The sequence below is a fragment of the Streptomyces sp. NPDC006463 genome (genome assembly GCF_042870715.1).
Lineage (GTDB): Bacteria > Actinomycetota > Actinomycetes > Streptomycetales > Streptomycetaceae > Streptomyces.
Genome location: NZ_JBIAHP010000001.1, coordinates 545805 through 559152, shown reverse-complemented (window position 1 = coordinate 559152; position 13348 = coordinate 545805). Strand labels below are relative to the sequence as shown.

Sequence of the window (13348 nt, the reverse complement as noted above, 5' to 3'; positions counted from 1 at the left end):
CGGTGGATCCGGTCGGCCCCGGCTTCGGTGTGCCAGGCGCTGGCTACAGGTCGGTGGCGATGATCTTCTCGATGTTCCGCTCGGCGAGGGCCGTGATGGTGACGAACGGGTTGACGCTGGTGTTGCCGGGGATGAGCGCGCCGTCGATCACGTACAGGCCGGTGTAGCCGTGCAGGCGCCCGTAGTTGTCGGTGGCCTTGTCGAGGACGGCGCCGCCGAGCGGGTGGTAGGTGAGGTGGTCGCCCCAGATCTTGTTGGTGCCGAAGAGGTCGCTCCGGTAGATCGTCCCCTCCTTCGAGTTGATCTTGTCGAAGATGGTCTTGGCCATGTCGATGGACGGCTGCTTCCACGCCGTCTGCCAGTCGAGTTGGACCTTGCCGGCCGCCGCGTTCCAGGAGAACTGGGCGCGGTGCGGGTTCTTGGTGATGGAGAGGTAGAAGGACGCGTAGGTCTCGATCCCCGTCGGGAGCGGCGCCACCTCGGCGAAGGCGCCGCCCGCCTCCCAGTTGTCGATGCCGCCGCAGGGGATCGCGGCCTGCACCTTGCCCGTCGCGTCCCACATGTGGTTGGCGCGGCCGCACATGACGTTGCCGTTGTCGCCCCAGCCCTTGCCGATCTCGTCGTTCAGGTTCGCCAGGGCGCCGGTGGCCTTCAGTTTGACGAGCAGCTTGCTGGTGCCGACGCTGCCGGCGGCGAAGAACACCCGGTCGGAGGTGACGGTCTTGGTCGCCGTGACGGTGCCGTCGGTGGCCAGTTGGCTGATGGCGACGGTGTAGCCGCCGCCGGGGGCGGGGGCGACCGAGGTGACCTGGTGGAGGGGGGAGATGGTGACCTTGCCGGTGGCCTTGGCCGCGGCGATGTAGGTCTGCTGGAGCGACTTCTTGCCGTGGTTGTTCCCGTAGAGGATCTCGCCGTCGACCGCGGACTTGGGTACGGTGCCGGCCGCCTCCTGCTTCATGTAGTCCCAGTCGTACACGTCGGGGACGAAGACGAAGGGGAAGCCGGAGCGCTGGGCGTGCTTGCGGCCGACGCGGGCGTACTGGTAGCAGGCGACGGTGTCGAACCAGGCCGGGTCGATGAGGCCCACGCCGAGTCCGGCGTTGGCCCGGGGGTAGTAGGTGTCGTACATCTCGTCGGCGTTCACCGAGGGCAGGACGACGCTGAAGTTCTGCCGCTTCGGGGTGACGGCCATGCCGCCGTTGACGAGCGAGCCGCCGCCGACCCCGCGGCCCTGGTAGACGATGATGCCGCCCATTTCCTCGGCGTCGAGGATGCCCGTGTACTTGGGGACGGTCTTGTCGATCGGGAATCCGAGGAAGTTGCTGAGGGGCGCCTTGGTCTTGGTGCGCAGCCAGTAGGAGCGGTAGTCCGGGTCGGTGGTGTGGGCGAAGATCTTGCCGTCGCTGCCGGGGGTGTCCCAGGCCATGCCCATCTCGACCATGTGTACATCGATGCCGGCCTGGGCCAGGCGCAGGGCGGCGACGGATCCGCCGTATCCGGTGCCGATCACCAGGACGGGGACGCGGGCTCCGTCGCCGATCGGTGCGGTGGAGGTGGCGGCCTGCGCGGCTGAAGCGGGGGTGACGTGAGCAGAGAGGGCCACCGCCCCCAGAATAGAACCTGTTCTTGCGAGGAATCCGCGCCGGGAGAATCCGTTGGGCCCGTTTCTGGACACGCCTTTTTCGCTCATGTGACGTTCCTCACTCTTGGCTGAATGAGAACGAGTTCTACTGCTACGTGCGTGTGAAGTCACTACATACCGGTAGGTAACTTGGCAACTTCAGGCCGGTCGCGGCACGGGGACGGCGGGCTCCGGGCGGCCCGTCCAGCCCAGGACCAGCAAGGACGCGACCGCGGCGAACCCGCACCAGGTGGAGGCGAATTCCAGCCTCCACAGGGCCGCGCAGACCGCGGCCGCGGCGGCCGTCACGACCCCGAGCAGCCGCAGCCGACGGTCGCCCGCGAGCAGCAGGGCGCCGAGGGTGGCGAAGAGGTAGCCCGCCACGAGGAGCGGCGCGTACGGGACGTCCATGCCGTAGCCGACCGTGTGGCCGCGGATCTCCGCGGTGACCGGCCGCGTCACCAGGGTGTACGAGAGGGCCGCGCCGATGGCGAGGCCTACGCCGGCCGGCCCCCACAGGCGGCGCCGGACCGCGGGTGGGGCCGCGTACAGCACGCCGAGCGGCACCCACACGGCCAGGAGGGGCAGGGCGATCACCGCCCAGACGGTGGCGGCGGGGGAGCGGCCGCCGTCCGAATTCCAGACGGCGGCCTCCACCAGCTGGTGCGCGCCCAGCAGCAGGGGCAGCGCGGCGACGGGCAGGTCCCGGGCGCGCCGTGCGCGTACCGTGCGCGCCACGCATACGACTCCCACGGCGGTGATGACCGTGCCCGCCGCCAGATCGGCCGTGGCGCTCCAGCACATGGCCCTACGCCACCGGGCGGCCGTCTGCTGCACCGTCCAGCAGGGCGGGCCGTGGCATCGACTGATTTCCGGTCAAGCTCCGCTCTCCTCTCGCGGGGGTTCGAGCGGCGGGGCGGTCATGGCGCACTGGGTACGGCACTGCGGATGCGGCGCCCAGGGCTCGGGTGTGCGTACGGTCGTCCAGGCCACGGCCGCCCCGAGTACCAGGACCCCCGCGCACCAGGGCATGGCCCGGCCGAAGGCCGCGTCGAACTGGACCGCCGAGAGGTACGCCTCGGGTCCCATTCCGGCCAGCAGCGGCAGCGCCGCCACCGCGAGCAGCCCGGCCACCCGCGCCGCGGCGTTGTTGATGCCGCTCGCCAGCCCCGCCCGGCCCGGGTCCACCGAGGCCAGCACGGTCGCCGTCAGCGGGGCCACCAGGGTCACCATGCCCATGCCCATCACGACCATCGCGGGCAGCACGTCCGCCGCGTACGAGGCGTCCGGACCCACGCGCAGCATCAGCAGCGTCCCGGCGGCGCAGAGCAGGGGCCCCACGGTCAGCGGGATCCGTGGCCCGATCCGCTCCGCGAGCTGCCCCGAGCGGGCCGAGAGCAGCAGCATCAGCGCCGTGGTCGGCAGCAGCGCGGCCCCGGCGGCCAGCGCGGAGTATCCGGCCACCACCTGGAGCTGGAGCACGACGAGGAAGAAGAAGCCGCCGAAGGCCGCGTAGACGCACAGGGTGACCAGATTGACGGCCGTGAACTGCCGGGAGGTGAAGATCGACGGCGGCACCATCGGGTCGGGCCGCCGCCGCTCTACGTAGACGAAGGCGACGGCCAGCCCCACGCCGCCGACTGCCGCTGCGATCACCGGTGCGCCCGCGGCCTGCGCCTCGATCAGTGCGTAGGTGATCAGCGCCAGGGACGTCGCGCACAGCGCCGCGCCGAGCACGTCGAACCGCCCGCGCGCGTCCGGATCCCGCGATTCGGGTACGTGGCGCAGCGCGACCGGGACGCACAGCGCGGCCAGCGGCACGTTCAGCAGGAACACCCAGCGCCAGCCGGGGCCGTCCACCAGCCAGCCGCCGAGGAACGGGCCCACCGCGGCCCCGACCCCGCCCAGCCCCGACCACAGCCCCACCGCCCGGGACCGGTCCCCGGACCGGATCGAGCCCTGGATCAGCGCGAGGGAGCCGGGGGTCAGGAGTGCGCCGCCGACGCCCTGCAGGGCCCGGGCGCCGATGAGGACCCCGGCGTTCGGCGCGATGCCGCAGAGCAGCGAGCCCACCGCGAACCACACGACGCCGACCACGAAGATCCGCCGGCGCCCGAAGCGGTCGCCGAGCGCCCCGCCGACCAGGATCAGCCCGGCCAGGGTCAGCGCGTAGGCGTTCACCGTCCACTGGAGCACGGCAAGATCGGCGTCCAGGTCCTGCCCGATGCGCGGGAGGGCGACGTTGACGACCGTCGAGTCGAGCAGGGCCATGCTCGACCCGAGCACGGTGGTCAGCAGGATCCAGCGGCCTCGCGCGGACGCGAGCGGGACGCCCGGCTCGGGCGGTTCGGCGGGTGAGGTCATGCCTTCAGGCTGGCCCCGGCCGCGGGGAAGGGCCAGCGGACGCGGGGGGCGGCTCATTAGGCCCTCTTGTAATGAACATGGCACTCAATCACCATGACCCGCGCACATCCCGCACATCTCGCACGTCTTTCCCGCACAACCCGCACCCGGTGTACGAGGAGACAACACGTGGCCCAACGCAACAGGCGACACTTACGCACGGCGCTAGCCGCCCTCACCTCGGTCCTGCTCCTGCCCCTCGGCGCGGGCGTCGCCGCCGCCGCGCCGACGGCGGACCCCCGCAGCGGCGGACCCACCCCGGGTGCGGCCGAACGCAAGATCGAACCCAAGCTCCGCGCCCAGCTCGACGGCTCGGCGAAAGCCGTCTTCTGGGTCTACCTCGACAGCGCGGCCGACCTCGGCGCCGCGGCGAAGCAGCAGACCCGCGCCGCCAAGGCCGAGACCGTGCTCCGCGCCAAGAAGGACCACGCCGCGCGCAGCCAGGCCGAGCTGGTCAAGGCCCTCGAAGGCGCCAAGGCCGAGTACACCTCGTACTGGATCGTGAACGCCGTCCGCGTCGTCGGCAGCGAGAAGCTCGCCGGCACCCTCGCGCAGCGCCCCGAGGTGTCCCGGATCGACGCCGACGACAAGGTCGACCTGCCCAAACCCGCCGAGGGCAAGCGCGAACGGGCCGCGGCCGACGCCGTCGAGTGGAACATCGATCGCATCAAGGCGCCCCAGGTCTGGGAGCAGGCCGGGGTACGCGGCGAGGGCATCGTCGTCGCCAACATCGACAGCGGGGTGGACTACACCCACCCGGCCGTCAACAACCAGTACCGCGGCAAGAACGCGGACGGCAGCTACACCCACGCCTACAACTGGTTCGACCCGGCGGGGGTCTGCGCCGCCGCGGCCCCCTGCGACAACAACGACCACGGCACCCACACGATGGGCACGATGGTCGGCGACGACGGGGGCGCCAACAAGATCGGTGTCGCTCCGGGCGCCAAGTGGATCGCCGCCAAGGGCTGCGAGACGAACTCCTGCTCCGAGGCCTCCCTGCTCGCCTCCGGCCAGTGGATCGTCGCCCCGACCGATCCGAGCGGCCAGAACCCGCGCCCCGACCTCGCCCCTCACATCGTGAACAACTCCTGGGGCAGCGCCGCGCACGACGACTGGTACCAGCAGATCGTCGACACCTGGCGCGCCGCCGGCATCTTCCCGGCCTTCTCCAACGGCAACTCCGGGCCCGGCTGCGCCACGAGCGGCTCACCCGGCGACTATGCGAGCTCCTACAGCTCCGGCGCCTTCGACATCAACAACGCCATCGCGTCGTTCTCCTCGCGGGGCGCCGGCCCCGGCGGCATCATCAAGCCGAACATCGCCGCACCGGGCGTGAACGTGCGCTCCTCCGTCCCCGGCGGCGGGTACGAGGCCTTCTCCGGCACCTCCATGGCCTCGCCGCACACCGCGGCGGCCGTGGCCCTGCTCTGGTCCGCCGCGCCCGCCCTGGAAGGCGACATCGCGCAGACCGAATCGCTCCTGGACGGCACCGCCCAGGACACCGACAGCGGCCAGTGCGGCGGCAACGCCGCCGACAACAACGTCTTCGGCGAGGGCAGGCTCGACGTCCTCGCCGCCGTGAACGCCGCCCCGCGCGGCGCGACCGGCGCGCTCACCGGCACCGTCCGCTCCGGCGGCGGCGAGCCCGTCGCGGGCGCCAAGGTGACCGCCGACGGCCCGATCGACCGTACGACGACGACCGCGGCCGACGGCACCTACAAGTTCGCCGCCCTGTCGGTGGGCGACTACAGCCTGACCGCCGCCAAGTTCGGCTACGGGCCGCAGAACGCGACGGTGGCGGTCGCCGAGAACACCACTGCCACCGGCGACTTCACCCTCACCCAGGCCCCCTCCGGCAAGCTCAGCGGTACGGTCTCCTCCGCCGCCGGACCCGCCGCGGGTGCCTCCGTCACCATCGCGGACACCCCCGTGACCGCCACCGCCGATGCGCAGGGCCGCTTCGAGGTCACCCTGCCGCACGGCGCCTACGACGTGAACGCCACCCACTCCTCCCGCTGCGTCACCGGCGGCACGGCCAAGGCCACCGTCGCCGGCGACACCACCGTCACCGTCACCCTGCCCGAGCGCACCGACGGCTACGGCTACGCCTGCGCCACCGCGAACGGCCGCCCGTACGCGCCGGGCAGCCGCCAGCTCGCGCTGACCGGCGACAACACCACCGAGCGCGTCGACCTCCCCTTCCCGCTGCCGCTGTACGGCAAGACGTACGGCCAGGCCTGGATCGGCACCAACGGCACCGTGAGCTTCGGCGGCAACAACACCGCCGACGTCAACGGTGACCTCCCGAGCGCGGCCACCCCGAACGCCGCGCTCTACCCCTTCTGGGACGACCTGGTCGTCGGCGCGGCGGGCAGCGGATCCGGCGTCTTCACCGCCGTCACCGGCACCGCCCCGCACCGCGCCTACGTGATCGAGTGGCGCGAGGTCTCCCACTGGTCGGCGCAGGCCGAGAAGTTCTCGTTCGCCGCGGCCATCGGCGAGGACGGCACCGTCTCGTACTCGTACAAGGGGACGGGCGGCAGCGGGATCAAGGGCGGGTCCACGGCCACGGTCGGCGTGGAGAACGCCACCGGCACCGACGCCTTCAAGTACTCCTTCAACACACCGGTCATCACCGACGGCCTGTCCATCGCCTTCCGCACCACCAAGAGCGGTGTGGTGGCGGGCCGGGTCCTCGACGCCAACGACGGCAACGGCGTCGCCGGCGCCACCGTGACCGTCGGCACGGGCGACTCGGCGGTCTCCGCGACCACCGCGGCGGACGGCGGTTATGTGGTCCAGAGCCCGTCCGGCTCGCGGGCCGTCTCCCTGACCGCGCCGCAGTACGAGTCCGCGCAGGCCACGGTCGACGTCAAGGCGGCCGACGTCACGACGGTGACGCAGTCGCTGCGCACCGGCAGGGTCACGGCTTCCCGGCCCTCCGTGGAGGTCGTCCTCCCGGCGGACCAGCAGCGGACCCGGACCCTGGACCTGACCAACCCGGGACTCGGCACGGCCTTCACGGTGGCCGAGGACGCGGCCTGGCTGACGGCCACACCGGGGAGCGGCAGCCTCCCGACGGGCGGGAAGACCTCGCTCACCCTCGCGGTGGACACGGCCGGCCTGCCCCCGGGGTCGGTCCTGACCGCGGACCTGAAGATCTCGTCGGCTAGCGGCCGGACCCCGGTGCTCACGGTCCCGGTCAAGGTAGTCGTCCCGCGCTACCAGGTCGCCCTGGACGCGGGCTCCGGATCCGCGAGCACGGACGCCCTGGGCGACGGCTGGTCCCCCGACCGCAAGTACACGGCGGGCTCGTACGGCTACCAGGGCAACTCCTCCGTCCAGTCCACCGGGCGCACCATCACCGGCACGGACGAACAGCGGCTGTTCCGCAACGCCCGTGAAGGCATGTACGAGTACCGCTTCGACAACGTGCCGAACGGCACCTACACGGTGGAGCTGGGCTTCGCGGAGCTCTCCTCCACCAGGCCGAACAAGCGCGTCTTCGACGTCCTGGCCGAAGGCGCCCAGGTCCTGCCCTCCCTGGACATCTCCCTGGAGGCGGGCACGTACAAGGCCCTGACCCGTACGTACACCGTCACCGTGACGGACGGGGTGCTCAACATCCGGTTCGTCACGCACACCGGATTCGGCAAGCCCCTGCTGAACAGCCTGCGGGTGACCGACCGCCCCGACAAGAACCAGTAGCGGCCGGGCTCCACGGGGCGGGGCGCCCGCGGGCGCCCCGCCCTTCGCGGCGCATTCGGGTGGGCGGGTCCCGAGTCCGCCCCGACGCGCCGGGCGACCCGCCCCGGGCTGGTTAACGTGAGGAACCATGACGCTCCTGAGCGACCAGGCAGACGACATCCGGGCTCTCGTGGGCTCCGCCGATCCCGGGGCGGTCTGGGCCGTCGGCGGCCCCGAGGGCGTGGAGGCGGCCTCGCATTCCGTGTATTCCGGGCACCTCGCGGCCCCCGGGGACACCCGGGACGCCCGGGACGCCGCGGCCGCCGGGGACGCCGACCTCGACGTCGGCGGGCTCACCGCCGTCCTCGCCCTGTGGCCCGCCATCGGCAGTCTCGTCGAGGAGGGCGCGCTGCGGCTGCACACCCCGCTCGCCGCGTACGGGGAGGAGGCCGCCACCGGAACGGAAGCCGGCACCACCGCCCACCACCTGCTCACGCACGCCGACGGAACGGCCGCCCTCACCCACCTCGCCGAGTTCCTGTCCGGCAGCACCCTCGCCGAACTCGCCGTCACCCGCGTCTGGCGACCGCTGGGCATGACCGGCACCCGGTTCGCCGACGGCACCCTCCGCGCACCCCTCGCCGACCTGGTCCGTTTCCTGCGCCACCTCCTCTCCCCGGCGGACCCGGTGGGCTCGGGCGGTTCGGGCGGCTCGGGCGGACCGGGCGGTTCGGGCGGTTCGGGCGGTTCGGGCGGTTCGGGCGGCCAGGGCAGCCCGGCGGGCATCACCCGCGCCTGGACCACCGAGTCCCTGCGCATCCGCACCGGCGAACTCACCCCCGCCCGCGGCCTCCTCTGGCACCCGGCCCCGCACGGCGTCTGGACCCACCCCGCCCCGGCGCCGGGCGGACCGGCCCTGTGGGTCTCCCCGCGCCACCGCCGCTGGGCGATCCTCCTCCCGACCACCCGCGCCACCCCGCTGCGCACCGCGTTCCGCGCCGCCGCCTTCGCCCTGCCGTAGCGCTCGGAGCGCGGGGTCCGCGGGGGCGACGTACGGTGAAGCCGTTGTCACCGACCGTTGTCGTCCCAGCTGCGGAGGTACCCGGATGCGTACGGTCCAAGGGGCCGCCCTCGACGGGCTCCGGGCCCGGGTACGGGCCCTCGCGGAGCGGACCGGGCTGCCGGTGCGGCGCGCGCCGGGCGATGCCCGGCTGAGCGTCGCGCCGGCCGCCGGATACCGGTGGCCCCGCCCGGCCGCCGGGGGAGCCGGCCGGCCGCCCCGCGCCGGGACCCCGCTCGCGGACCGGGGGCCGGCCGTGCGAGGCCTCCGCGCGGAACCTCCCGGCCGGCGGACATCCGTAAAGGAATCGTTTCCGCGAACCGCCGCCCTCGTCCGCGACTTCGTCACCGCCCGGTCCCGCCCGGGCACGGCACGCACCTCCGCCACCGTGCTCCGCGCGCTGCGGGCCCGCCACGGAGACGCGCCCGTGCTCGTACGGGACCGGTCGGGCAAGGCGGTCCTGGTCCTCCTCGCCCCCGACGACGTCTGCCGGTTCTACGCCGAGCCCCAGAGCGTCCTCGCGGCGGATCTTCCGCAGACGGCCGGCCTCGGCTGCGCCCACGCCGAACCCGGCCCGGAACAGCGGCAGACCGCCGCCGAGGTACTGGCCGCCGGAGTCCCCGTACACCCCTCGTGCGGGCCCTTCCTGGCGGCCGTCACCGAAGAGGCCCGGCACCTGACCGCCTGCGGCACCCTTGAACTCGCCCGCGCCCGGTACGCGGTCGGCCGCGCCGCCCGCCGCATCGTGCTCGGCGGGGCGGCCGCCGCCGACGAGGAGCTCGCGGGCTGGCTCGGGCAGTCGCGCACCAAGAGCAGGGTGCGCGCCGCGCGCCGCATCGAGGAGTACGTCCGCCACGCCGGCGCGGACACGCTCCTCGGGCGGGCCGCCCGACACGCCGGGCCGGCCGCTGTCCCGGACCCCTCCGGCCAGGCCCACCAGTGGCTGCAGGCCTTGGAGTCCCTCCCCGCCGCGCTGCTGCGCACCCTGCTCCTGCTCGGCGCGCACCCCGCCGAGCAGGACGCCGCCGCCGCCGAAGCGGCCGGGGGCGCGTCCCGGGGCGAACTGCCCAGGCTGCGGTCCTGCGTACGGGAAACGCTGCGCTTGTACCCGGTGGTGCCCGACCTGATCCGGGTCACCCGTACCGAGACCGAGTGGCAGGGCGTGCGCTACCCGGCGGGCACCTCCGTGCTGCTGCCCGCCGCGTTCCACCAGCGCGACCCCGAACGGGTACCGGCCGCTCACGTGTTCGTGCCGGGCCGGTGGAAGAACCCGGGAGCGGACCAGGACACCCGGATGGCACCCTTCGGCCACGGCGGCTCCCGGTGCCCGGGCGACCAGCTGGGCCTGCTGCTCACGGCCGCGTTCTGCGCCGAGGTGCTGCGGGACCACCGGGTCGCGAGCGGGCGGCCCGCCCTGGACCCGGTCGGACCACTGCCCGCGACGCTCGACCCGCACGGCATCCGGCTCACCCTTGCCCGACGCTGACGCCCACCGCACACACCCCACCAGGAGAGGACGCCATGCCCGACGCCGCGACCTCCGCGTCCAGCGACGCGGACGTCGACCTGCTCGACGACCTGTGCCGCGAACTCGCCGCGGCAGCCGACGCGGTCGGCGAGGCCGCCCGCTACGCCTCGGGGTTGGCCCTCGGCGGCCGCCTGCCCGCTGCCGCCCTCACCCGGGGAGGCCATCGCCGGGTCGGCTGGCGCACGCTGCTGCGTACCCTCACCGACCCGGCGGGCCTCGGCTGGGCCCCGCGCGGCCGGGGAGTGGCGCGGGCGGGGCGGCTGGCGGGGATGCTGGCGGGCCGTGAGAGCCTCGCGATCAGCGTCGCCGTGTGCGGGCTCCGGGTCAGGATCCGGGCCGCGAGCGCCGCCCGCCCCGAACTCCTGCGTGACCCCGGCGCGGCGGCGGTCCTCAGGGCCGTCGAGGAGGGCCGGCAGGCGCAGGCCGCCCGGCTGTTCCGCGGCATCGTGCGCGACCGGGGCGCCGGGCACGCCTTCTCCCTGCTGGCCCCGGCGTTCGCCGACGTCCTGGCCTGGAAGGCCCTGACCGACGCGAACCCGTTCAACGACCACGCCGGCTGGCAGGTCGCCACCGGCCGGGCCGTGCCGGCCGAACCGCTCCTGGGGCTCGGCGCAGCCTTCTGGGCCTTCTGTGACCGCGGGCCCGGACTGCCCGCCGGCGAGGCGGGTCAGGCGCCCCGGTCCGGTCGACGCGCTCAAGGTCGGCCGCCGCTCCGGCCGTGGGCGCCGCACCCCCACGTCCGCCCGCACGCCCACCCGCACCGGCCCGCCAGTCTGCGCGGCCACGCCACCGCACTGCGCTCCCACGCGGTACGGCTGCGGGCGACGACGGCCGGACCGGCCTGGCTGGAGCCCAGGTCCGCGGCGCTGCGCGCGGAGGTCGAGACCCTCGCCGGCCGCTGCGCCACCGCGGCGACCGGTCTCGCCCTGGCGGCGGCGCAGCTCGGCGACGAGCGCTGACCCGGAGGAGCCCGGAGGACCCGGAGGCTGGGGAGGTCGGGGACGTGGGGGACGCCCGGGGACGCCGGAGGACGTCAGAGGACCAGTGACAGCAGCAGGACGCAGCCGAGGCCGACCACCGAGATGATGGTCTCCATCACCGACCAGGTCTTCAGGGTCTGGCCCACCGTCATCCCGAAGTACTCCTTGACCAGCCAGAATCCGGCGTCGTTGACGTGGCTGAAGAACAGCGAGCCCGCCCCGACGGCGAGGACCAGCAACGCCGTCTCGCTGGTGGACGTGCCGGCGGCCAGCGGGGCCACCAGTCCGGCCGCCGAGATCGTCGCCACGGTTGCGGAGCCGGTGGCGAGGCGGATGGCCACGGCGATCAGCCAGGCCAGCAACAGGGTGGGAACGGCCCAGTTCTTCGAGAGGTCCAGGATCATCTGGCCGACACCCGCGTCGATCAGGGTCTGCTTGAAGCCGCCGCCCGCGCCGACGATCAGCAGGATGCCGGCGATCGGGGCCAGGGACCTGTCGACCGTCGTGGCCAAGCGCTCCTTGGTGAAGCCCGCCGCCCGGCCGAGGGTGAACATGCCCACCAGCACCGCCGCGAGCAGTGCGATCAGCGGGGAGCCCGCAACGTCGGTGACGCGCTGCAGCGGGTCGGCGGGGTCGTTGACAACGATGTCCACCAACGCCTTGGCCAGCATCAGCACCACCGGGAGCAGCACCGTGAAGACGGTGGCCCCGAACCGGGGACGGTGCTCCGGGTCCGCCGAGGGGCGCGGCACGATCATGTTCTCCGGCGCCGGGACGTCCACCCACCGCGCCGCGTACCTGGAGAACAGCGGCCCGGCGATGATCACGGTCGGGACGGCGACGAGGACGCCGAGGGCGAGGGTGACGCCCAGGTTCGCGTGGAGCGCGTCGATGGCGACGAGCGGCCCGGGGTGCGGAGGGATCAGCCCGTGCATCACGGACAGGCCGGCGAGTGCCGGTATGCCGATCCGCATCACGGAGTGGTTGCCGCGCTTGGCCACCAGCAGTACCACCGGTATCAGCAGCACGATGCCGACCTCGAAGAAGAGGGGCAGCCCGATCACGGAGGCGATCAGCACCATGACCCACGGCATGGCCCGGCCCTTGGCCCGCGCGAGGATCGTGTCGACGATCTCGTCCGCGCCGCCCGAGTCCGCGAGCAGTCGGCCGAGGACGGCACCGAGCGCGATGAGTACGCCCACGCCCGCGACCGTGGCGCCGAGTCCGGAGGTGAAACTGGAGATCGTCTTGGCAAGCGGTGCGCCGGCGAAAACCCCGAGGGCCAGCGAGCCGACCGTCAGCGCCAGGAAGGGGTGCAGCTTGAGGCGGGTGATGAGCAGGACGATGACGGCGATGCCCGCCAGGACGGCGATCCCCAGCTGGGTGTTCCCGGCCGAGGTGATCGGTCCGGTGCCGGCCGCTGCCAGAGTCTCGACGCTGAGACTGGTCAAGGTGACGTTTCCTTAGTTCGCGGTTGTCTCGGGTGACTTGGGGGTCTCGGTTCTCTCGGCCGTCCCGGACGTGGGGAGCCGGCGCAGGGCGGCCAGCGCCCGTTCGGCGATCTCTTCGGGGGAACCGGACACGTCGACGACGACGCCGGCCTCGTCCTCCTGGAGCGGTTCCAGCGTGGCGAACTGCGAGTCCAGCAGGGTGGCGGGCATGAAGTGGCCCGTGCGGTCCGCCATCCGCCGCTCGATCAGCGGCCGTTCACCGGTCAGGTGGACGAACACCGCCCCGGGGGCCGCGGCGCGCAGCCGTTCGCGGTAGGCGCGCTTGAGCGACGAGGCCGAGACCACGCCGCCGCCGAGGCCGGCCCGGCCGCGGATCCACTCGCCGACGGCGTCGAGCCACGGCCACCGGTCGGCGTCGTCCAGTGGGATGCCGGCCGACATCTTCGCGACGTTGGCCGCGGGGTGGTAGGCATCGCCTTCCGCGTACGGAAGGGCGAGCGCCTCCGCGAGCAGCCGGCCCACGGTCGTCTTGCCCGTGCCGGCCACGCCCATCACCACAATGACGCGCTGGGTGCTCACGCCTACCTCGCTGTCCTCGTCGACATCGGTTCGTGC

General features: G+C 73.5%; 9 protein-coding genes. 4 read left to right on the top strand and 5 right to left on the bottom strand.

Going from position 1 to position 13348, the window contains the following annotated elements; translation table 11 throughout:
- Positions 1-43: 43 nt before the first annotated feature.
- The 3 genes from ACFYOB_RS02690 to ACFYOB_RS02680 all read right to left on the bottom strand — a co-directional run bounded on the left by ACFYOB_RS02690 (position 44) and on the right by ACFYOB_RS02680 (position 3985).
- Entirely contained in the window at positions 44-1690 is a 1647-nt protein-coding gene (locus ACFYOB_RS02690; protein WP_388553460.1) for a GMC oxidoreductase, read from the bottom strand.
- A 90-nt stretch (positions 1691-1780) separates the two neighbouring features.
- Complete coding sequence (locus ACFYOB_RS02685) at positions 1781-2425, bottom strand: DUF6629 family protein (protein ID WP_388553458.1); 645 nt, start codon at positions 2423-2425, stop codon at positions 1781-1783.
- Positions 2426-2497: 72 nt separating this feature from the next.
- Positions 2498-3985, bottom strand: coding sequence for an MFS transporter (locus tag ACFYOB_RS02680; RefSeq protein WP_388553455.1), 1488 nt, complete (start codon positions 3983-3985; stop codon positions 2498-2500).
- A gap of 168 nt (positions 3986-4153) precedes the next feature.
- On the opposite strand from ACFYOB_RS02680, the gene ACFYOB_RS02675 reads away from it, so the two are divergent.
- The 4 genes from ACFYOB_RS02675 (at position 4154) to ACFYOB_RS02660 (ending at position 11261) form a co-directional block, all read left to right on the top strand.
- Complete coding sequence (locus ACFYOB_RS02675; protein ID WP_388553452.1) at positions 4154-7735, top strand: S8 family serine peptidase; 3582 nt, start codon at positions 4154-4156, stop codon at positions 7733-7735.
- Between the two features lie 127 nt (positions 7736-7862).
- Positions 7863-8735, top strand: coding sequence for a hypothetical protein (locus ACFYOB_RS02670; protein WP_388553449.1), 873 nt, complete (start codon positions 7863-7865; stop codon positions 8733-8735).
- Between the two features lie 85 nt (positions 8736-8820).
- Positions 8821-10260 (top strand): cytochrome P450, encoded by a 1440-nt coding sequence (locus tag ACFYOB_RS02665; protein WP_388553446.1) that lies wholly within the window; start codon positions 8821-8823, stop codon positions 10258-10260.
- A 35-nt stretch (positions 10261-10295) separates the two neighbouring features.
- Positions 10296-11261 carry a hypothetical protein gene (locus ACFYOB_RS02660; protein ID WP_388553443.1) on the top strand — a complete coding sequence of 322 codons (966 nt, stop codon included), beginning with the start codon at positions 10296-10298 and terminating at the stop codon, positions 11259-11261.
- A 74-nt stretch (positions 11262-11335) separates the two neighbouring features.
- On the opposite strand, the gene ACFYOB_RS02655 is transcribed toward ACFYOB_RS02660, so the two are convergent.
- Both ACFYOB_RS02655 and ACFYOB_RS02650 read right to left on the bottom strand, forming a co-directional pair.
- Positions 11336-12733, bottom strand: coding sequence for a gluconate:H+ symporter (locus ACFYOB_RS02655; protein ID WP_388553440.1), 1398 nt, complete (start codon positions 12731-12733; stop codon positions 11336-11338).
- A 12-nt stretch (positions 12734-12745) separates the two neighbouring features.
- Positions 12746-13312 (bottom strand): gluconokinase, encoded by a 567-nt coding sequence (locus ACFYOB_RS02650; protein ID WP_388554027.1) that lies wholly within the window; start codon positions 13310-13312, stop codon positions 12746-12748.
- Positions 13313-13348: the final 36 nt, after the last annotated feature.